The organism is Halomonas sp. HAL1, assembly GCF_030544485.1.
Lineage (GTDB): Bacteria > Pseudomonadota > Gammaproteobacteria > Pseudomonadales > Halomonadaceae > Vreelandella > Vreelandella arctica.
The window spans coordinates 3,515,476-3,537,350 of record NZ_CP130610.1 but is presented as its reverse complement, the minus strand read 5'-3'; the positions used below and the strand labels follow the sequence as shown (position 1 = coordinate 3,537,350).

Below are 21,875 nucleotides of genomic sequence, written 5' to 3'. Positions count from 1 at the left end.
TGCAGTTTAGTGCATTTTTTGTACAGATTTTTTATGCGCATTTTTTATGATTAAGAAGTAGGGTTTGAGAATACGCCCAGGGAATCTCTGGGCGGTAGCGTGCCTAAAATTATTGCTGGTACAGCATGAGCATGAATGTGGTGCTCTTTGAACGTAACGCCATCTTCCAGCGCATGGCAGAACATGCTTAGCCAAGCTGGGCAGGGAAAATCAGTATGAAGCTTCTCATCACCGGCGGCGCGGGCTTTATTGGCTCAGCCGTGATTCGCCATATCATCGCCCATACCGCCGACAGCGTGGTTAACGTCGATAAGCTGACTTATGCCGGCAACTTGGAGTCGCTGGCGGAAGTCGCTGATAGCTCACGCTACGCCTTCGAGCAGGTGGATATCTGCGAGCAGGCGGCACTTGCGCGAGTGTTCGCCGAACACCAGCCCGATGCGGTGATGCACCTGGCCGCCGAGAGCCACGTGGACCGCTCCATTGATGGCCCCGCGGAGTTCATCCAAACCAATATCGTCGGAACGTATACGCTGTTGGAAGTGGCGCGTGCCTACTGGAACAGCCTTGAGGCCGAGCGAAAAGCGACCTTTCGCTTTCACCACATTTCCACCGACGAGGTCTATGGCGACTTGCCGCACCCGGCAGACGTGTCTAACGCCCGCGAACAGCTATTTGTAGAAACCACCGCCTACGCGCCCAGCTCGCCTTATTCGGCCAGCAAGGCGAGCTCAGACCATCTAGTCCGCGCCTGGCATCGCACCTATGGTCTGCCCACCCTGATCACCAATTGCTCCAACAACTATGGCCCCTATCACTTCCCCGAGAAGCTGATTCCGCTGGTGATACTCAACGCCTTGGAAGGCAAGACGCTACCGGTATACGGCCAAGGTGAGCAGATTCGTGACTGGCTCTACGTCGAAGATCATGCCCGCGCGCTCTACACCGTAGTGACCCAAGGCCAAGTAGGGGAGACCTACAATATCGGCGGCCATAACGAGAAGCAGAATATCGACGTGGTTAGGGCGATCTGCGTTTTACTTGATGAGCTGGTTCCCTCAAATCATGCTCCTCGCACCTCCTTAATCACTCACGTTGCTGACCGCCCCGGCCATGACCTGCGTTACGCCATCGATGCCGACAAAATCGAGCGTGAGCTCGGCTGGACGCCGCGGGAAACTTTCGAGAGCGGGCTTCGCAAGACCGTGCAGTGGTACCTCAGCAATCTGGATTGGTGCCGCCGCGTGCAGGATGGCAGCTACCAACGCGAACGGCTAGGCGTCGCCACGGCGTAAAGCAAGACATCCCTTGTAGCAGCACAGCTTGCTGCGCGATCCATCGCGCAGCGATGGTCGATCGCTGATCCCAGAGAGGAAGCACATATGGCACGTAAAGGCATCATCCTCGCCGGTGGCTCCGGTACACGCTTGTATCCCATCACCATGGGCGTCTCAAAGCAGCTACTTCCGATCTATGATAAGCCGATGATCTACTACCCGCTCTCAGTGCTGATGCTGGCCGGTATTCGCGAGATCTTGGTCATCTCCACGCCGGAAGATCTGCCCAATTTTCAAAAATTGCTCGGTGATGGCAGCAACTTCGGCATCCAGCTGAGTTATGCGGAGCAGCCGAGCCCGGATGGACTGGCGCAGGCGTTTATCATCGGGGAAGACTTTATCGGTGATGACAGCGTCTGCTTGGTGCTGGGCGATAATATTTTCTATGGCCACGGGTTTTCGCCCAAGCTGAAGGAAGCAGCGGCACGTACCTCGGGCGCCACCGTGTTTGGCTATCAGGTCAAGGATCCCGAACGCTTTGGCGTGGTGGCATTCGATGCCAATAAACGTGCCATCTCCATTGAGGAGAAACCCACTAAGCCCAAATCCCACTATGCCGTAACGGGGCTCTACTTCTATGACAACGACGTCATCGAGATTGCCAAGGCGGTGAAGCCCTCGCACCGTGGCGAGCTCGAGATTACTAGCATCAACCAGGCTTACCTGAATCGTGGCGAACTCAATGTTGAGCTGCTGGGGCGTGGCTTTGCCTGGCTGGACACCGGCACCCACGAGAGCCTTCTGGAAGCTGCCCAGTTCGTGGAAACCGTAGAAAAACGACAAGGCTACAAAATTGCCTGCCTCGAAGAGATCGGGTTTAACCAAGGCTGGCTAGCCAAAGAGCAATTTCTCCAGCAGGCAGACCAGCTCAAGAAGAACGGCTACGGTCAATACCTCCTGGATATACTGGAAGACGCAGAATGATCCCCGTCACCAAGCCGTACCTGCCCAACCGGGACAAGCTCAACCAATACATTGATGGCATATACGAGCGCAACTGGCTAACTAACAACGGCCCGTTAGTGCAAGAGCTAACCCGCCGGTTGGAAGAGTATCTGGGTGTTGAAAACCTTCTGCTTGTCTCCAATGGCACCCTGGCACTGCAAATTGCCTATCGAGCGCTCGGTATTAATGAGCCAGTAAACGAGAAGCCCGCTGAAGCCATAACAACGCCGTTCACCTTCATCGCGACGGCAAGCTCCCTGAAGTGGGATGGCATCCAACCCGTATTTGCAGACATCGATTCGGAAACCTGGTGTTTGGCGCCTGAGAACATTGAAGCTGCAATCACACTTCAGACCCGTGCTATTGTGCCGGTCCATGTATTTGGCAACGCCTGCGATGTAGAAGCCATCGATGCTATTGCCCAAAAGCATAGTCTGAAAGTTATATACGATGCCTCCCACGCCTTCGGTGTGCAATATAGAGGCGAAAGCCTGCTCAAACACGGCGATGCCGCTACCCTCAGTTTCCATGCCACGAAGCTGTTCCATACCGGTGAGGGCGGCGCCATTGTGTTCAAACGTAAGAAGGACTTGGAACGGGCAAGGAAGATGATCAACTTCGGGATCACCGGGCCGGAGACCATCGAAGAGCTGGGCATCAACGCCAAGATGAATGAGCTACAGGCGGCGATGGGCCTTTGTGTTTTGGATGAAATGGAAAGTAACCTAGCTGCACGAAACGCAGTCTGGACTAACTATGAGCATGAGTTGGTGGGTTCAGTACAACTTCAAAAAAGAAGTGACGATCTTTCATATAACTCGGCGTACTTTCCTATTGTTTTCGAAACGGAACGGCAAGTGTTAATGGTAGCAGAGCTGTTGAAAGAGAACGCGATTCTGGCTCGACGTTACTTTTATCCTTCTCTAGAAACCGTCGGATTTTTGGGAGGGAAAGCTGAGTTGCCCATCTCTCACGAGATAGCCAGCCGCATTCTTTGCTTGCCCATTTATTATAGTTTAAAAAGAACAGAGCAAAGCGAAATCATTGAATTGATTCGATCAGGCCTGATGCCTTAATTGAATATAAAGCGTGACTGCTCACTTCGTCTGAGGTAATTCTAGTAATGGCTTTCCTGTCCCGGGAACAACTCGAGAATATAGGCTTTTCTAGTCTTGGATCTAATGTATTTATCTCTGATAAGGCATCGCTGTACAACCCAGGCAAAATATCCATTGGTAGCCACGTGCGTATCGATGACTTTTGTGTTGTTTCGGCAGGTGAGGGCGGTATCGAGATAGGTGATTACATCCATATCGCGGTATTCAGCTCTTTGATCGGTGCGGGTCGCATAGTACTGGCAAGCTTCGTAAATATTTCCTCCCGCGTTTCGATCTATAGCAGTAATGATGATTACTCCGGGGCAACTTTGACTAACCCCATGATTTCGGATGAATTCAAAAATGTCCGGTCAGCGGATGTCGAGCTTCACAAGCACGTAATTGTTGGTTCCGGCAGCGTGATTTTGCCGGGTGTAGTGTTGAAGGAAGGGGTAGCGATTGGTGCCTTGAGCCTAGTTGCTGCTGATTGCGAGGAGTTCAAAGTCTACTCTGGCGTACCAGCAAAACCATTGAGGAACAGGAAAAAAGACCTGAAAACAGTTGAACTCGAGTTTCTTAAAACACAATGAAAATTCTCCACATCGCCACCGATGATAAATTCCTGGATCACGCTTTCCCAGTATTCGAAAAAGTCTTCCCTGGCTCGAATGACGTTTTCGTATTTGCGCCACAGAGAATACTCAAATACGTCAAACTGACACCAGATTATATCGAAACGCAGCGCAGTAGTTTCTTCAACAAGAAGCCAAAACTGTCGAAGGATGTCTACCAAAAGTATGATCTCGTGGTCTTTCACTCTCTGATATCATACACATACCCCGAGCTCCAGAATATCCCTCAGAACACGCCGATAATCTGGCTAGGATGGGGGTTTGATTATTACCCTGATCTGCTTGGCGATATTCCGCTGTATCTCGACAAAACAGGAGAACTGTACGCAAGCCTCTTTGGGAAGGCGCCCAGACAAAGAGCAGTCGCTGTTGTCAAAGGCATTACCAGTGCCTTTCGGCGTCGCACGACTAAGATTCGCGCGATTGAGAGAATTTCGGTGTTCTCTCCGGTGTTGCCAGAAGAGTACGAAATGGTGAAACAGTCCAGAAAGTGGAAATATTTTCCAGAATTTGTGCCTTGGAATTACGGCACCATGGAAGACAACCTCATTAAGGGCTTCGAAGGGGAGAGCGTAACCGGTGATGCTATTCTGGTGGGCAATAGTGCCACCTATACCGGAAATCATGCCGAGGTTTTTGACCTGCTCCATAAACTGCAAGTGAAAGACCAGCAGGTCGTAACCCCTCTCAGCTATGGTGATAATCAATTGGCCAGCAAGCTGACCGAGATAGGTAAAGAATACTTTTGCGAAAATTTTGAGCCACTGATGGACTTCATGCCTATCGAAGACTACGTGACCATTATCAAGAAGTGTGGCTACGTGATCATGAACCATGTTCGCCAGCAAGCGGTTGGTAATATTGTGATCATGCTTTACTTGGGTGCCCGGGTTTTTGTAAGGCAAGAAAACCCCGTATGCGACTTCTTCAAAAAATCAGGAGTGGTGCTTTCAACCGTTCAGGAGTTGGAAGCCAATCCAGTTCTTCTGAAAACACCTCTAACCAACGAGGAACGTTCCAGCAACAGCGCTCTTGTAAGCGATTATTGGTCCCGCGAAAGGGCTTATGAACGTACCCAAAAACTGGTTGAGAAAGCGTTGTCTGTGAAGGGTGGTCAGAGGCCTCAATTAAAAGTTGAGCCATATCAGTGACCCCCAAACAAATAGCCGCCTTCGCCATAGGCCCGATTGGGGGAGCGGTCCTCGGCCTCATCTCTCTGCCTGTTGTCACATGGTTCTTTTCTCAGGAAGACGTAGGGCGGATGGCAATGCTGCAGGTCACCCTTGGTTTTAGCATTCTGCTATTCAGCCTTGGTCTGGACCAATCGTACGTTAGGGAATTTCACGAGGCCGAGAACAAGCCGGCACTGCTGAAAAGGGCGATGTTGCCAGGCTTGGTGTTATTGGTGCTAACGGTCTTGGTAATTCTGTCGTTCGGTGGAGCGCTAGCAGGTTGGTTGTTTGAGGTGCCGCAGTGGCACTTGAGTGTGCTTGTAGCGTTGGCGCTGGTGGCAAGCTACATCTCCCGTTTTTTGTCTCTCGTGCTACGGATGAACGAGCGCGGCCTGGCCTTTTCAATGAGCCAGCTGTTGCCCAAACTGCTTCTGCTGGCAATCATCGGTGGCTATATAGTTGTAGATGCCGAGAAAGACTTAACCAATCTGGTGCTTGCCAACGCCGCTGCTATAAGTTTTGTCTGTGCGATTTACGGATGGAACACTCGCGCGGAATGGTTGGCGGCTATTCGCTCCAAGCTGGACATTGACCAGCTCAAAAGCATGCTCCGTTTTGGCCTACCATTGATACTCGGTGGCCTTGCCTTCTGGGGACTAACAGCGGTAGACAAAGTATTCCTAAGAACGCTGGCGAGTTTTGAAGAACTGGGAGTTTACTCGGTGTCGGTCAGCTTCGCGGCCGCGGCCACTATCCTGCAAAGTGTCTTCTCCACTGTCTGGGCGCCTACGGTGTACAAATGGGCCAGCGCCGGTAAAGGGCTGGAAAATGTCCATAAGGTAAGCCGCTACATACTGGCGCTGGTGGTGCTTGGGTTTGCGTTAGCAGGCTTGTTGTCATGGGTGGTCACTTTCTTCCTGCCGGCCAACTACGCCGCCGTACAATGGATTGTGGTTTCCTGTATCGGGTATCCGTTGCTGTATACGCTGTCTGAAACCACGGTTGTGGGCATTGGCATCACCCGGCGCAGCTCTTTTGCCATGCTGGCAGCGATTATCGCCTTCGCCGTGAATCTGGTGGGTAACTGGTGGTTGATCCCAACCTATGGCGCCTCTGGCGCGGCGGTAAGCACCTGCGTTTCATTCTGGGTATTCTTCTTTCTGCGAACCGAGTTCTCCATATATTTATGGAAACCCATGCCGAGACTATTGCTATATACCTTCACGGTAATCTCTGTTGCCGGAGCCGTGGTGTTCACTCTTTGGGGTGAGGCGCTGGGGGCATGGATGGTGGCGTATTGGTTGGTGGTTTTGGTGAGTTGGTGTGTTGTGTTTAGAGGTGAGGTTCGGGAGGTGTTTGGTTTTGTTGGGCGTAGGCTCAAGAAAAACGCACAAAAAACCGGGCTATGACGGGCTTCGCCAAGCGAATTGCCGAGATTAAATAGTGGCGCTATCGCCGATGTGATGAATAAGGCGGGCTGCAGGGTATGTTGCCTTTGGGTGAGTTGGATTTGCGACTTTGATGGTTTCAAATAATATATAAAGGGTGGTTGTTCTTCCAATGAAAGTTCTATGTATCGCATTGTTATGGCCGAATGAGAGTAACCGCAATAGCGCAACACAGATTGTGCAACAGATTGCCTCCAGAACGGAGTGTGGTGCAGACATTACTTTGATTGCACCATATAGCGCTGGAAAGGGCAGGACTCTATGGTTGGAGGAGTGTCAGCCTATGCCTACTAAATTCCTTCCAATGCCATACCCGACCCTACCCTATGTTTGGCGGCTTTCATCTAAGTTCTTTCTACTCAGTGCAAAAATTTTGGAGTATGCCATTCTGAGATACGTAAGAAAGTTGGGCGGCTTTGAGCAGTTTGATGTTGTGCACATTCATGAGCTTGGCGGCTCTATAACTCTTGCAAAAGCTATCAAGAAAAGAGCTAACGTGCCTGTAATAGTGACAGTGCACGGTCGACATCCTGCACTCTTTAAATATCAAAATGAATTGAGTTTTATTAAAAAAGCGTTTGATTACTCTAAGTGGTTTGATAAAGTTTTTTTGGTTGGTAGGCCGTTGGAGGATTTTGTAAAGAAATTTGGGTTTAAGAGTAATGACATCTCTGTACTTCATAATGGGCATCAGAGTCCTAATGAAGATCCTGAACGAGTTGAAAAGATGCGCTCGGAGTATTCAGGCAAGACATTAATTTCTTCTGTTGCCCGGCTATACCCTTTTAAGGGAACTGATATTACTCTCAAAGCGTTGGCCAATCTTTATCGGGATGGACTTGTTGATTGGCATTACTTGCATGTCGGCGAAGGGCCGGAAAAGCCTTCGCTTGAGAATCTCGCCAAAGAGTATGGCATACAGAATAACGTTACCTTTTTAGGGCACCTTCCCTACATTGATGCAATGACAGTGATTGCAGCCAGTGACTTGTTTGTGATGCCCAGCTGGCTAGAAGCTTTTGGTATTGTTTATGTGGAGGCCATGGCTAGAGGAAAACCTGTAATCGGATGCTGGGATTCAGGTGCAGAGGAGTCCATACGCCATGAAATTGATGGGTTTCTAGCGAGAAGAAAGAATGCTGATGATGTAGAAAGTGCGCTTAGAAAGTTGATAACGGATAGTGAGTTGCGAATGAAGATGGGCGCGAATGGGTTGCGCAGAGTCGCTGATTTTACGTGGGCTAAGAACTCTGAAAGTTATATAAAAGTTTATGACGAGCTATCCGAATCATCACGCTGAATTTTGCGCAGTAGGCATTATACGAGCGTTTAGTGTTGTCTGCAGGGGCAACACGGTTTTCCTTTAGCATCAAAAAAAAGCATTCCGTTATTAGAGGGCTTGGCTTATTTATTTCTCTGCGCCTACGCCTGGCCTCCACCCCAACCGAAAACCTAAGTTTTTTTCAGCTAGCTGCATACGCCACCACTAGCAGTGCGCAGGTATTTCAAGCGCTGGGGATTGAGAAAACGACTTTAAGGTTTAAATTTTTATGAAAATCTGGTTCTGGCAGTTAATCGTAAGCCCTCACATGGCAAACCTTGCATCCGAACTTGCAGTGCTGGGTGTAGATGTTTGCTATGTGGCTCATCAAGAGATGTCGCCAGATAGGGTGACGCAAGGCTGGGTTGCGCCTTCATTGGGCAAGGCGAGCTTTAAACTCATTCCTACTGAGGCTGAAGCGGTGGCCCTTGCCAATGAGGCGCCTGAAGATGTCGTGCACATATGTCAGGGTATTCGTGGAAATGGTGTAATTTCTGCTGTGCAGTCAGTTTTGAGAAAATCCGGCCGAAAAAAAATAGTGGTAATGGAAACAGTCGATGGCCATGGCTTTTTCGGTTATTTGAAAAGATTAATCTACTCTTACTTATTCAAAGTTGCAGATAAAAGTTTATTGGCAGTTCTGGCCATAGGCCTGAATACGGCAGATTGGGTTGTGTCTAGAGGAGTAAATCGAAACAAGGTTTTTCCATTTGCCTATTTCCTGCCTGAGGCTGAGAGTAGCCAGGGCAAGCCTAAGGCGCCATCCAGCAGGTTTCGTTTTATTTGCGTGGGGCAATTTACAGAGCGTAAACGACTAGATCTGCTCATTGAGGCGCTAGCTTCGTTGCCCAAAAATCAGAATTTTGAATTAGCAGTTGTGGGTAGTGGGCCGCTGGAACAGGGGCTAAGAGAAAAAGCGGAAAGTATGCTTCCTGGCCGAGTAGATTGGATCGGCTTACTTCCAATGGCTCAAGTTCGCGAGGAGATGAGAGTTGCGGATTGCCTGGTTCTGCCCAGTCGACACGATGGCTGGGGAGCGGTGGTGTCGGAGGCCCTTATGAGTGGGACGCCTGCGATTGCGAGTGATGCTTGTGGGTCTGCTGTTGTTGTTAAGGCAAGTGGTGTCGGTGGAGTGTTTAGTTCAGGTGATATCTGCGAATTAGGTCAAATGCTCTCGGAAAGAATCAACGGCGGAAAAGTTTCAGAGTCGGAGCGTGAAATTTTAAGTAGCTGGGCTACCTGCTTGGCAGCACCAGAAGGTGCTCGGTATTTAATGAACATTATTGTCCATCTCAATAACCCCGATGTTTCCTTACCGCAGGCTCCATGGTTTAATGGGAATGATTTTTTGGGGCTATCTTGATGCTGATTTGTTTACTTTTCAAAAGCTGTCTGCGCTTGGGTTGTCATTAGTTATCTTTTCGGGGCGGTTTTAATGAGGGCTTTTAGGGAAGTTACATTTGAAGTTGGATTCAGGGATTGTTTATGAGATTGGATCGCAGATTCGACAACCTACTCTCGTCAAGTTTTTATACTAATTTATATGCTCTTCTACTAAGTTTAGGGCCAGTTTATTGGCTTCCTGGTGTTAGCCCAGCTCTGTTGTTGATTTTAAAGTCTTTTCTTTTTGTTGTTTTAATCACTATTTCAGTTTCCGCGCTTGTTGTAAAAAAACGATTCCTTTTTTGTGGTGGAAAGCCAGTTTTTATTATTTTTTCTTTTTTTTGTTTGGCGTCCATTCCAGCCATCATTTTTGGCGAATTTAGTCAATCTGTGTATCACGTTCAAAATTCTTTGCAAATATTTTTGTTTGTCGCGGCGACATCGGTGCTTATCGAGTACGGTAGAGTGTTAGTTGTGGCAAGAAGGGCAGTATTTTTATTCTTTTTGTTTTCCTCGCTATCAATCGTCATGATGTTATTATTTCCTGACTACCCTAATCCTCTGAATCAGCAGTTAAGCGTGGCTAACACTGGATTGGGAGGGTCGAGAACGGGTTGGTCACCAGCGGTAGCGCTATTCATGCCATGGGCATATTCTCTGGGTTATTCTTCCTTATTTATGTCGGTACTTCAGGTTTTCGTGTTCGCTTCGAATCAAATTATTACAGTGGGACGAACTGGTATATTAGCGAGTTTAGTTCCACTTTTTGTTTTAGGGGCTTTGTCAAAACGCATTAAGGTTTTTTTAGCAGTTTCGTTTTCTCTTGTTATTTTAATTATATATGCAGTTTATAACCTGGATGACTTAAGATTAAATCAAGGCGGGTTTGATAGTTTAGAATCTGTTAATGAATTATCAACTGGTCGTGTAGATGATTATGTTGTAGCTGGTAAGATTATAATGCAATCACCCCTGACTGGTCAGGGGTTTAATTTGTTGGTGAATGCTGGTGAAGGTGCTTATCCCCATAATGTTTTTATTTTGTTAACAGCTCAGGGAGGCATTCTTTTAGGAGGGAGTGCTTTTATTTTGGTGTGTTTGGGTTTGCTCTCCGGGCTTAGAAAATTTAGAAGTTCTCCGATTAAGCAAGCTTCGTTTTTAACACTTCTTGCCGGTTTTGTCGTTGCGATGCTGGAGCCAAAGTTTATTTTTGGGAATTTTAATAATTCTGTATTTTGGTGGTTTTGTTTTTGTCTCTGCGCCTCAAAGAGAGTATGAGTTTTGAATTCTTTAGATTTTAATAGTCCAGACGTGAAGTCTGAAGTTATAAGTTTGTTAGTATTTTCCGGCTACTACCTCCCCGGTTACAAAGGCGGCGGCCCCATAAAAACCATCAAAAACTTGTTCGACCAGGCGGGCGATGAAATAACCTTCAAACTCATCACCAGTGACAGGGACTTAGGCGATATGTCCCCGTATGCGTCAGTAACCTGCGGCGCCTGGAATCAAGTAGGCAATGCGTCTGTCTTTTACGTGCAACCTGGCAAAATCGGTTATGCACAAATCGCTCGGGAGTTGCGCGCCAAAGACTACGACATCGTCTACCTGAACAGCTTTTTCTCACCGCGGTTTTCTTTATTCCCGCTTTTGGTTGCCAAGGTACTTCGGCAGAAAGTGGTGCTTGGTCCAAGGGGCGAGCTCTCGGAAGGTGCGCTCTCGCTGAAAGCTCTGAAAAAACGTGTTTTCATTACCGCATTTAAATTACTTGGGTTGCACCATAGAACCATATTTCAAGCATCCAGCGATTACGAAGCGGAAGACATCCGCCGGGTGCTGGGTACCGGAGTGGATATCCGCGTTGCAGGAGATGTCGGTGCACAAGAGTTTGCGGAGTGTCTGGAGCCCCGCGCTTCGAGATCTTTAAAGGCCGTTTTTGTTTCCCGAATCTCGCCAATGAAGAACCTGCTAGCGGCACTTGAGATGTTGCAGAAGGTTCAGCGCTCCCTTAACTACGATATTTACGGGCCCATCGAAGACAGGGACTATTGGCATCAGTGTGAAAGCGTTATTGAGGGTCTGCCGTCTCACATCCAGGTAGAACACAAGGGAGAGTTAAAGCCGGATGCAGTGGTTAAAACCATGGCGAACTACGATGCTTTTTTCATGCCCACCAAGGGTGAGAACTATAGTCATGTTATTACCGAGGCTTTCTGTGCCGGGCTGCCGGTGCTGATTGCAAACACTACACCCTGGCGAAATCTTCATCAACAGGGTATCGGCTGGGATTTGCCGCTGAATAATCCAGATGCCTTTAGTGCTGTGCTGGATGAGTTAGCCACCATGCCTGCTGATGAATACCTGGAAGCGCGTAAGCGGGTTTTAGCTTGGGCAAAAAACAAGTTTACCCAACGCGATGCCATAGAAGCCAATATCGCTCTGTTCAAATACGCCTACGAAAAGAAATAAGGACTGCTCCCCATGCCCTTCAAGAAGAAGACCCTGTTAATCACTGGCGGCACTGGCTCCTTCGGCAACGCCGTTCTCAACCGCTTCCTGGATACCGATATCGAAGAGATCCGCATCTTCAGCCGGGATGAGAAAAAACAGGATGACATGCGAAAGCGCTACGCCAACCCCAAACTCAAGTTCTACATTGGCGATGTGCGGGATTACCAGGGCATTCTGAACGCTACCCGGGGAGTGGATTTCATTTTCCACGCGGCCGCACTCAAGCAGGTGCCTTCCTGCGAGTTTTACCCCATGGAGGCGGTGAAAACCAATGTGATCGGCACCGAAAACATGATGGAAGCGGCGATCCAGAATGAAGTGAAGCGGGTGGTGTGCTTGAGTACCGACAAGGCCGTTTACCCGATCAACGCCATGGGCATTTCCAAAGCGATGATGGAAAAGGTAATGGTGGCCAAGTCCCGCAATGTCGACCCGGAGAAAACCGTGATCTGCGGTACCCGCTACGGGAACGTGATGGCCTCTCGCGGCTCTGTTATTCCGTTGTTTGTGGACCAGATTCGTGCCCGTAAATCGCTCACCATTACCGACCCGAACATGACCCGCTTCATGATGACGCTGGCGGATGCGGTGGACCTGGTGCTGTATGCCTTCGAACATGGCTCCAATGGCGATTTGTTCGTGCAGAAAGCGCCTGCCGCCACCATCGAAACTCTGGCTCGGTCACTTACCGATTTGATGGATAAACCGAATCACCCCATTAACGTCATCGGTACCCGCCACGGCGAGAAGCTGTTTGAAGCACTGCTGAGCAGGGAAGAAATGGCCTGTGCCCAAGATATGGGGGCGTACTATCGTATTCCGCCGGATTTGCGGGATTTGAACTACGGCAAATTTGTGGAGCAGGGGGAAGAGAAGATTTCCCATACCGAGGATTATAACTCCCACAACACCGAACGTTTGGATATGGCCAGTATGCAAACCTTGTTGCGTAAGCTGGATTTCATTCGTGCCCTGGAACGGGGTGAATACCTCAACCCGGAGGACTGATTGATGAAAGTACTGGTAACCGGCGCTAACGGTTTTATCGGCCAGAACCTGCAGATGCACCTACAGGAGAAGGGCGGTTTCGACGTGGTGCCTTTCACCCGTGAACACACCGAGCAAGACTTGCCTGGCCTGCTGGAAGGAGTGGGCTGGGTCGTGCACCTGGCGGGCATTAACCGCCCGCAGGATCCGGCCGAATTCTCCACCGGCAATGCCGGGCTCACCCAGGCCTTGTGTCATGCAGTGCAGGCCAGTGGCCGAAAGATTCCGGTAACCTACAGCTCGTCTATCCAGGCCGAGCGGGATAACGATTACGGCACCAGCAAACGCGAAGCAGAAGAAGCCCTGCTGGCATTGAACCAGAACACCGGTAGCCCGGTGTACATCTATCGCCTGCCTAATGTGTTCGGTAAATGGGCGCGGCCCAATTACAACTCGGCGGTGGCTACTTTCTGCCACAACGTTGCTCGGGATTTGCCGGTACAGATTAACGACCCGGACGCTGTGATCAGCCTAGTGTATGTGGACGATGTAATCGCCAGCTTTATGGCCCTGCTGGGTGGTGAGCCACTGGCTGGCCCCTATGTAGATGTAACGCCGGTTTATCAGATTGCCGTGGGCGAGCTGGCCAGCCAGTTGAACCGCTTCAAAGCCACCCGGGATAACCTGGTTACCGAGCCGGTAGGCACCGGTCTGACCCGCGCATTGTATTCCACCTACGTGAGCTATCTGCCACCGGAAAGCTTCACCTACATCGTACCTCAACATGGGGACGAGCGCGGCGTGTTTGTGGAAATGCTGAAAACCCAGGATGCCGGCCAGTTCTCCTTCTTCACCGCCCACCCCGGCGTTACCCGTGGCGGCCACTACCATCACTCGAAAACCGAGAAGTTTCTGGTGATCAAAGGCAAGGCCTGCTTCCGCTTCCGACACATGCTCACCGGTGAGTTCTACGAGCTGTTCACAGAAGGCACCACCCCGGAGATTGTAGAAACCGTGCCGGGCTGGACCCACGACATCACCAACGTGGGGGAAGACGAGTTGGTATGCATGCTCTGGGCCAACGAGATTTTTGACCGGGACAACCCGGATACCTTTTCCGAGCCGGTGCTGAACCCTCCCAAAAAGTGAGTCTGTCGATGAAAGTCATGACCATTCTGGGCACGCGCCCAGAGATCATTCGCCTCTCAAGGGTGATGGCTGCGCTGGATCAGGTGGTCGATCATAGAATCGTCCACACCGGGCAGAACTACGATTACGAGCTTAACGACGTGTTCTTCGAGGAGCTGGGCGTGCGCCGGCCGGACCACTTCCTCAACGTGGATACCTCGTCGCTGGGGCGTAGCTTGGGCGAGATTCTGATCAAGACCGAGCAGGTGCTGCTGGAGGAGAAGCCCGATGCCGTGCTGGTGCTGGGCGATACCAACACCGCTATCGCCACCCTGATGGCCAAGCGCATGAAAATCCCCACCTACCATATGGAAGCCGGAAACCGCAGCTTCGATGCCAACGTGCCGGAGGAGATCAACCGCAAGCTGGTCGATCACCTGGCCGACTTCAACTTGGTCTACACCGAGCATGCGCGGCGCCACTTGATCAGCGAAGGCCTCCCGCACCGCTTTATCTATCTGACCGGCTCGCCCATGCGCGAGGTGCTGGAGCATATGCTGCCACAGATCCAACAGTCGCGTATTCTCGAGACTCTTGGGCTGGACGCGGGTAAGTACTTCATCGTCAGCGTGCACCGCGAAGAGAACGTGGATAGCCGCGACAACCTGCGCGAGGTGGTCGCGGCGCTGCAGGCCCTACACCAGCACTACGGCTACCCGGTGGTGGTCTCGACTCACCCGCGCACTCGCAACCGCCTGGAGGCACTGGGCCTGGCTGAAGGCGGTGAGGGCATTCGCTTCCTCAAGCCGTTCGGTTTCCTGGATTACAATCACCTGCAGATGCACGCCCACTGCGCCATCTCGGATAGCGGCACCATCAGCGAAGAGGCCTCGATTCTTGGCTTCCCCGCGGTGACGATGCGCCGCTCCATCGAGCGCCCCGAAGCGTTGGATACCGGCGCCATCGCCCTGACTGGCCTGGGCAAGGAAGGGCTGCTGGATGGCGTGCGCATCGCCACTGCCTCGCGCGACGTCTTCTCAGGCACCGAGCGTGAAGTGCCTGAGGCCTACCAGGTGCGCAACACCTCCGAGCGCGTGGTGCGGCTTATCAGCGGCACCGCCAAGCTGGCCAATTGCTGGCGCAACATGGATGACTTCAACAGGTACGAATGGTGATGCTCAAGAAAAAGGCGGACCTGGCCATCGTTAATCGCGGCTTCTGGCCTCAGAGCCAAGTGATTGGTGAAGCGCTGTTGCGACTGGCCGAAACCTGTGCCATGGGGCAGCGAGTGGTCGCGATTACCCAATCTGAAGATGGCCGCCTGCGCCAGAGGCTGGAGCAGGCAGATCGGGGTGATGGGGTGAAGGTGATGGACTGCCGCTCCCGCTCTAATTCCGCCACCGGGCTGGCCAAACGCAGCCTGGATGCGCTGATCTTTATGGCGTGGACTTTTATCAGCCTTATCCGGTGCCGCCCGGCCAAGGTGTATGTCTCCACCAACCCGCCAGTGGTGGTGCCTTTTATCGTCATGCTCTACTGCAAGCTGTTCGGCGCGCGCTACTATTACCACCTGCAGGACATCCATCCAGAGGCCGCCCATATCGTGGTTCGGCTAAATCCCTTGCTATCCAAGGTGCTGACCTGGATGGATTGCCTGACCATGCGCTATGCCGAGCGCCTTATTACTCTCTCTGAGGATATGCGCCATTGCATCCGCGAGCGTTCGAATACCCAGGCTGGAATCGACCTGCTCGACAACCCCGCCTTTCCTGTAGAGCAGGGCACAGCCGCCAGTCGCGATGGAGACGTGGTGTTCTGTGGTAATGCGGGCCGACTGCAGCGCATTCCGCTGTTGCTGGATGTCATCCGTGATTACCTGAAGCAAGGTGGCAGCCTGCGCTTCACCTTCGCCGGCGCCGGCGTTTATACCTCGCAGATCGCGGGGTTAGCTGAAGAGTTCGAGGCCGTCACCTATCACGGTGTGGTACCTGCCCCTGAAGCCGTGGCGCTGGTCAATCGCCATCGCTGGGCGCTGCTGCCGATTGATGACGAAGTGACCCGCTACGCCTTTCCCAGCAAGTCATCTGCCTATGTGCTGTCCGGCTGCCGGATACTTGCCATCTGCGGCCGAGGCACCAGTGTGGCTCGCTGGGTGGAAGAGCATGAGGTTGGGCTTGTTGCTGAGCCGAACAAGGAAAGCGTGATTACTGCTTTTAAGCAAATGGAGTTGAACGATATACCAGAGCAAGGCCAGAATTTCGGCCGTGATACTGCGCAGCAACCCTTGATGGAGCGTTTGCAGTTCAGCTATTTCACTGAGCGCCTTTGCAGCATCATGGGGCTGAAAATTAGCCGTTCTGCCGCAACTGAGTCCTCTGCTTACGCCACTAACCCACTTGTCGCCAAAGCTAGAAAATCTGGAAAAAAAGTGACTAAAGGGAAAGACGAACTCGTGTAGTAAAGCTATAACAGGGCTGCTGGTTCCTTATTTTTAACGTTGCGAGTTTTTATGATTAAGCGCCTCTTTGATATTGCAGTATCTCTTGTCAGTTTGATTCTTCTTGCACCGCTGTTGTTAATCATTGCGTTGATTGTTCGCTTGAAGCTCGGCTCGCCGGTTCTCTTCCGCCAGGTGCGGCCGGGGCTACATGGAAAGCCCTTCGATATGGTCAAGTTCCGCAGCATGCGCGATGCCTATAACGCTGAAGGCAAACCGCTGCCTAACTCTGAACGAATCACTCCGTTTGGTCGATTTCTGCGCTCTACTAGCCTGGATGAGCTGCCGGAGCTTTGGAATGTGTTGAAGGGAGATATGAGTTTGGTTGGGCCTCGACCTTTATTGGTAGAATATTTACCCCTTTACAACACACATCAAGCACGACGCCATGCAGTTCGTCCTGGAGTCACAGGTTGGGCACAAGTAAATGGTAGGAATGCCATCTCTTGGGAACGGAAATTTGATTACGATGTTTGGTATGTTGATAATCATACTTTTTGGCTTGATATGAGAATAATTTTATTAACTGTTAAGAAAGTATTTATTCGTGAGGGTATTTCACATGCAAGTGATGTAGCCATGCCCCGTTTTAAGGGTAGTAAAAATGAGTGATCGAAAACGCCTAGCCATATTTGGTGCTAGTGGGCATGGCAAGGTGGTAGCTGATATAGCTTTGCTTTCAGGGTGGCAGGAAATTGATTTCTATGATGATGCTTGGCCTGAAAAAAAAACACTGGCACATTGGATTTTAAAGGGTGCTTTTATAGACTTAATTAAGGTGCTAGATTCTTATGATGGCGTTATTGTAGCAATTGGGAATAACGCTATACGAGAAACAATGACCGTTAAGATTAAGACCTTGCAAGGCCGTTTAGCTACACTTATTCATCCACAAGCTATTGTTAGCCCGTTTGCGAATATTGAAGAAGGGGTTGTAGTAGTTGGCGGCGCCGTCATTAATGCATTTGCAACCCTAGGGTTGGGATGCATTGTGAATACCGGCGCTACAGTTGGACATGACTGTCATATATCCTCATGTGTGCATATTGCACCCGGTGCGAATGTTGCTGGTAATGTAACTATTGGCCGAAACTGCTGGGTCGGTGTTGGCGCTGCAATTCGTCAAGGCATTCAGTTGCAAGAGAATGTTGTCGTTGGAGCAGGTGCTGCAGTAGTCCAAGATGTTGAATGTGGCCAAACTGTCATTGGTGTGCCTGCTCGATCAGTTTCGCAATAATTTCTTTTTACAATTCCTTTTAATATTGGTGGTGTAATGCTTAATGGCCCCTTCTCACCCTGGCCTTCTTTTACCGAGGAAGAAGCCCAGGCTATTCAGCGCGTACTGCTTTCCAACCAAGTTAACTACTGGACTGGCCAAGAAGGCCGACAGTTTGAGCGTGAATTTGCCGCTTATTCCGGAACTGAATATGCAATAGCTGTTTCCAATGGTACCACTGCTATTGACCTTGCACTTAAGGGATTAAGCACTGGGGAAGGGCATTGTCATGATGAAGTAATTGTCACCTCACGCACGTTTTTAGCCTCCGTTTCAAGTATAGCAACTGCCGGTGCCATACCGGTATTTGCCGATGTAGGCCGCGATTCTCAAAATATTACCGCTGCTACCATAGCCGAAAAGATCACTCCGAATACACGGGCAATTATTGTGGTCCATTTAGCGGGCTGGCCCTGTGAGATGGACTCAATCATGACCTTGGCTGAACAGCATGGCTTATATGTTATTGAGGACTGCGCTCAGGCTCATGGTGCCACATATAAAGGCCGCAGTGTGGGTAGCATTGGCCACGTAGGCTGCTGGTCATTTTGCCAAGATAAAATCATGACCACTGGTGGCGAAGGTGGCATGGTGACCACCAAAGATGAAACTCTTTGGCGCAAGATGTGGGCTTATAAAGACCATGGTAAAAGCTGGGAGGCGGTCTATGAGCGTGAGCATCCACCAGGCTTCCGTTGGCTGCACGAAAGCTTCGGCACCAACTGGCGATTGACGGAAATGCAGGCCGCCATCGGGCGCATCCAGCTTGCGCGCATGCCCGAGTGGAAGGCCGCCCGCCAAGCCAACGCCCAGCATATCTGGCAAACCGCCAATGATTGCGCTGGTTTGCGAGTACCAAAAGTGCCAGAGCATATCGAGCATGCGGCGTATAAATGCTATGTATTTGTAGAGCCTGAAAAGCTTAACGAAGCCTGGAGCCGCGACCGCATTATGGCTGAGATCATCAAGCAGGGCGTGCCTTGTTTTTCTGGTTCTTGCTCTGAGGTTTACTTGGAGAAAGCCTTTGATGGCACGGGCTACCGCCCCGATGAGCCGTTACCAGTAGCACGTGAATTAGGTGAAACCAGCCTTATGTTTCTCTGCCACCCAACGTTGACCGAGGCGGAAATTAATAAAACCTGCCTGATACTTAAACAAGTAATGGCTAAGGCCACTCAATAATCGTTGGTGTTGTAAGTTAATCAAGGACTCTTGAATGAAAATTGCGGTTGCCGGAACGGGTGGCGATGCTGAGCACTAGGCAGTCGACCATTGAAGATGCTGAAATTGAAACGTGTTTTCTGAACGTGCGTTTTCCCTGATGTGTATACCCGTGACCTGTTTGGCAGCGCTTAATAGCATGTTGCTAATGTTAACGGCTGGAAATTACTGTGTATGAGCTCGTTAAAAGCCTAGCCGCACAGTTGTTGATGCCGCTGCCGGTTAGCCTGGGTCTATTGGCCTTGGGGGCATTGTTATCTTGGCGGCGATTTATGCGTTGGGGCGTGACCACGGCCGTGGTTGGAGTGGCGGTGCTGTTTCTTGCTAGCTGGGGGCCGTTCGCCGAGCGGCTGCTGGCGCCGCTTGAAAGTCGTTACCCTGCGCTTGTCCATTTGCCGGAAAATACGCTTCTTGCGGGTATTGTGGTGCTGGGCGGTGGCTGGCAGCCAGAAGCCCCTTACGGCAGTGTGGCTAAACTAAGCGAAAGCTCGGCTATTCGTTTAACCGAGGGTATCCGCTTATGGCGTCAAGCATCCGCCCTGCCATTGATAGTCTCTGGCGCTAGCCGAGACCCCACTGTTGTGCCGGTCGCTAGGGGCTATTCAGCCGCTGCACAATCACTGGGTGTGCCGCAGCAACAGCTCGTGGTGTTGGATTGGCCTACCGATACGGGCCAGGAGGCCCAGGCGGTGCTCGATACGCTGGGGCCCGGTGCCCCTGTTGTGTTAGTAACGTCCGCGTCCCATATGCCCCGGGCGATGCGCCACTTTCAGGCGGCGGGGCTTGCCCCCATTCCGGCGCCCACCCATTACTTGGGCCAGTACCACTCCCCACCAGCGCTTGGGTACTGGGTGCCTTCTGCCAGCCATTTGCGTAAAACCGAACGTGCTATCTATGAAGCCTTAGGCCTATTAATGGTGCCGGTTGAGCACTCTGCACCGGGCAATCAAACGGCTCAGTAATGCACTCAGGTAGCGGCCTTTAAAGCCACCTGACAACTGTTCTTGCAGCATGCAAATCCATAAGACGTTAAATAATTAGAACCTGGTTAATTTCGAGGGAACCTATGTGTGGGATTGTTGCGGCCATTGCTTGTCATGATGTACTAACCACGTTGATCGAAGGCCTACAACGCCTTGAGTACCGAGGGTACGATTCGGCGGGAGTCGCCGTATTAGCCGAAGGAGGGCAGCTAAACCGCGTTCGTGAAGTAGGCAAGGTGGCTGTGCTTGAAGCGGCCTTAGCCACACAGCCTACTTCGGGAAAGTTAGGTATTGCGCATACCCGCTGGGCCACCCACGGCCAGCCCAATCAGCGTAATGCGCACCCGCATTTATCTGGCGAACGGCTAGCCGTGGTGCACAACGGCATTATTGAAAACCATGAACAGCTGCGTAGCCAGTTAATCGAAAAGGGCTATACGTTTACCTCGGAGACAGATACTGAGGTAGTAGCCCACTTGATAGCGCATGAGTTTGCCCGTACCGGTGAACTAACCGCAGCCGTACAGGCAACCTTGAAGCAGTTAGAAGGTGCTTATGCGTTGGCCGTTATACACGCCGACCAGCCTGATACGTTGGTAGGTGCACGAAAAGGCAGCCCACTGGTGGTGGGCTTAAGCGCAGAGGGGTATTACCTCGGTTCTGACCCGTTGGCGCTGTTACCGGTTACGCGCCAATTTCATTATTTAAAAGAGGGTGATGTGGTCACCCTGACCTCAGCGGGTGTTTACATTCGTGATATTAATGGGGCCCTGGTAACCCGCGAAAATCACTACTTTGAGCATGATGATGGCGCTACCGGTAAAGCGGGCTACCGCCACTTTATGCTGAAGGAGATTCACGAACAGCCTAAGGCCATTGCTGATACATTAAGTGGCCTATTGGCAGAGGGCCGTGTGCGTGTTGATGCCTTAGGCCCTGGCGCTGAAACGCTGTTGGATGCCGTCAAGCAGGTTCACATTGTGGCGTGCGGCACCAGTTACCACGCAGGGCAAGTGGCGCGCTACTGGCTGGAGGAGCTGGCGGGCATACCCTGCCAGGTTGAAGTCGCTTCAGAATACCGCTATCGCCATGTGGTGGTGCCCAGCGGTACGCTGTTCTTAACGCTTTCGCAATCGGGTGAAACCGCCGATACTTTGGCGGCGCTACGTTTTGCTCAAGCGCGCCGGGGCATTAATGGCCAGCCTGCCTACCTGGGTACGTTCACTATTTGTAATGTGGCGAGTAGCTCCTTGGTGCGTGAGTCAGACCTGTGTTTATTAACCCGAGCGGGCCCTGAAATTGGCGTGGCCTCTACAAAGGCATTTACCACTCAGCTTGCCGCACTCATGGTGATAACATTGGCGCTGCGCCAGCTGCAGCGGGGTGAAAGTGCTGAAGAAGCTCGTATTGTTGCTGGCCTAAAGGCGTTGCCAGAAACGCTCACCCAGGCACTTAAGCTTAGCGATGATATTGCCGAGCTAGCAAAGGCCTTTGTAGATCGCCAGCACACGCTATTTTTGGGGCGTGGCAAGCAGTATCCCATAGCGATGGAGGGGGCACTGAAGCTTAAAGAGATCTCCTATATCCATGCGGAAGCCTATGCTGCGGGAGAGTTAAAGCATGGCCCGCTGGCGCTTATCGATGAAGATATGCCTATTGTGGCGGTGGCGCCTAATTGTGAGTTGATCGACAAGCTTAAATCTAACCTGCAGGAGGTTAGGGCGCGTGGAGGGGAGCTGTTCATTTTTGCTGACCCTGAGGTTAATTTGACAGAAAGCGATGGCGTTCATTTAATGACCCTACCCGCCTGTTGCGTTCAGCTTGCTCCAATCCTCTATACGCTGCCGCTACAGCTGCTTTCCTACCATGTGGCGGTGCTTAAAGGTACGGATGTTGACCAACCCCGCAATCTGGCCAAAAGCGTAACGGTAGAGTAACAA

19 protein-coding genes are annotated in these 21,875 nt (G+C 51.2%); all 19 read left to right on the top strand.

What is annotated here, in order from left to right:
• Positions 1-215 precede the first annotated feature (215 nt).
• The 19 genes from rfbB (at position 216) to glmS (ending at position 21,872) form a co-directional block, all read left to right on the top strand.
• A complete protein-coding gene (rfbB, locus tag Q3Y66_RS16460) occupies positions 216-1,295 on the top strand; it encodes a dTDP-glucose 4,6-dehydratase (protein WP_008959468.1) in 1,080 nt (359 codons plus the stop codon).
• 87 nt (positions 1,296-1,382) lie between these two features.
• Complete coding sequence (gene rfbA / locus Q3Y66_RS16455) at positions 1,383-2,261, top strand: glucose-1-phosphate thymidylyltransferase RfbA (protein ID WP_008959469.1); 879 nt, start codon at positions 1,383-1,385, stop codon at positions 2,259-2,261.
• The gene (locus tag Q3Y66_RS16450; protein ID WP_008959470.1) at positions 2,258-3,358 is read left to right on the top strand and encodes a DegT/DnrJ/EryC1/StrS aminotransferase family protein; all 1,101 of its coding nucleotides are present in this window, start codon (positions 2,258-2,260) and stop codon (positions 3,356-3,358) included. The genes rfbA and Q3Y66_RS16450 overlap by 4 nt, the downstream gene beginning before the upstream one ends.
• Positions 3,359-3,405: 47 nt before the next feature.
• Positions 3,406-3,969 (top strand): acyltransferase, encoded by a 564-nt coding sequence (locus Q3Y66_RS16445; protein ID WP_008959471.1) that lies wholly within the window; start codon positions 3,406-3,408, stop codon positions 3,967-3,969.
• The gene (locus Q3Y66_RS16440; protein ID WP_008959472.1) at positions 3,966-5,162 is read left to right on the top strand and encodes a TDP-N-acetylfucosamine:lipid II N-acetylfucosaminyltransferase; all 1,197 of its coding nucleotides are present in this window, start codon (positions 3,966-3,968) and stop codon (positions 5,160-5,162) included. Before Q3Y66_RS16445 ends, Q3Y66_RS16440 begins: the two co-directional genes overlap by 4 nt.
• On the top strand, positions 5,159-6,592 hold the full coding sequence (locus Q3Y66_RS16435) for a lipopolysaccharide biosynthesis protein (protein ID WP_035587297.1): 1,434 nt from the start codon (positions 5,159-5,161) through the stop codon (positions 6,590-6,592). Before Q3Y66_RS16440 ends, Q3Y66_RS16435 begins: the two co-directional genes overlap by 4 nt.
• Before the next feature lie 151 nt (positions 6,593-6,743).
• Positions 6,744-7,931 (top strand): glycosyltransferase family 4 protein, encoded by a 1,188-nt coding sequence (locus Q3Y66_RS16430; protein ID WP_083832278.1) that lies wholly within the window; start codon positions 6,744-6,746, stop codon positions 7,929-7,931.
• Positions 7,932-8,181: 250 nt separating this feature from the next.
• Positions 8,182-9,315 (top strand): glycosyltransferase, encoded by a 1,134-nt coding sequence (locus Q3Y66_RS16425; RefSeq protein ID WP_008959476.1) that lies wholly within the window; start codon positions 8,182-8,184, stop codon positions 9,313-9,315.
• Between the two features lie 122 nt (positions 9,316-9,437).
• Positions 9,438-10,613, top strand: coding sequence for an O-antigen ligase (locus Q3Y66_RS16420; protein WP_008959477.1), 1,176 nt, complete (start codon positions 9,438-9,440; stop codon positions 10,611-10,613).
• A gap of 3 nt (positions 10,614-10,616) precedes the next feature.
• Positions 10,617-11,801, top strand: a complete 1,185-nt coding sequence (locus Q3Y66_RS16415) for a glycosyltransferase family 4 protein (protein ID WP_008959478.1) — start codon at positions 10,617-10,619, stop codon at positions 11,799-11,801.
• A gap of 12 nt (positions 11,802-11,813) precedes the next feature.
• Complete coding sequence (locus Q3Y66_RS16410; protein ID WP_008959479.1) at positions 11,814-12,851, top strand: polysaccharide biosynthesis protein; 1,038 nt, start codon at positions 11,814-11,816, stop codon at positions 12,849-12,851.
• Between the two features lie 3 nt (positions 12,852-12,854).
• Positions 12,855-13,979 carry an NAD-dependent epimerase/dehydratase family protein gene (locus tag Q3Y66_RS16405; protein WP_008959480.1) on the top strand — a complete coding sequence of 375 codons (1,125 nt, stop codon included), beginning with the start codon at positions 12,855-12,857 and terminating at the stop codon, positions 13,977-13,979.
• A gap of 8 nt (positions 13,980-13,987) precedes the next feature.
• Complete coding sequence (gene wecB, locus Q3Y66_RS16400; RefSeq protein ID WP_008959481.1) at positions 13,988-15,133, top strand: non-hydrolyzing UDP-N-acetylglucosamine 2-epimerase; 1,146 nt, start codon at positions 13,988-13,990, stop codon at positions 15,131-15,133.
• Positions 15,133-16,416 (top strand): glycosyltransferase, encoded by a 1,284-nt coding sequence (locus Q3Y66_RS16395; protein ID WP_008959482.1) that lies wholly within the window; start codon positions 15,133-15,135, stop codon positions 16,414-16,416. The genes wecB and Q3Y66_RS16395 overlap by 1 nt, the downstream gene beginning before the upstream one ends.
• Positions 16,417-16,467: 51 nt before the next feature.
• On the top strand, positions 16,468-17,067 hold the full coding sequence (locus tag Q3Y66_RS16390; protein WP_008959483.1) for a sugar transferase: 600 nt from the start codon (positions 16,468-16,470) through the stop codon (positions 17,065-17,067).
• Positions 17,060-17,692 (top strand): acetyltransferase, encoded by a 633-nt coding sequence (locus Q3Y66_RS16385; protein WP_008959484.1) that lies wholly within the window; start codon positions 17,060-17,062, stop codon positions 17,690-17,692. The genes Q3Y66_RS16390 and Q3Y66_RS16385 overlap by 8 nt, the downstream gene beginning before the upstream one ends.
• Before the next feature lie 36 nt (positions 17,693-17,728).
• A complete protein-coding gene (locus tag Q3Y66_RS16380; protein ID WP_008959485.1) occupies positions 17,729-18,913 on the top strand; it encodes a DegT/DnrJ/EryC1/StrS aminotransferase family protein in 1,185 nt (394 codons plus the stop codon).
• A 209-nt stretch (positions 18,914-19,122) separates the two neighbouring features.
• Positions 19,123-19,914, top strand: a complete 792-nt coding sequence (locus tag Q3Y66_RS16375; RefSeq protein ID WP_008959486.1) for an ElyC/SanA/YdcF family protein — start codon at positions 19,123-19,125, stop codon at positions 19,912-19,914.
• 104 nt (positions 19,915-20,018) lie between these two features.
• Entirely contained in the window at positions 20,019-21,872 is a 1,854-nt protein-coding gene (gene glmS, locus Q3Y66_RS16370; RefSeq protein ID WP_008959487.1) for a glutamine--fructose-6-phosphate transaminase (isomerizing), read from the top strand.
• The last annotated feature ends 3 nt before the right edge of the window (positions 21,873-21,875 follow it).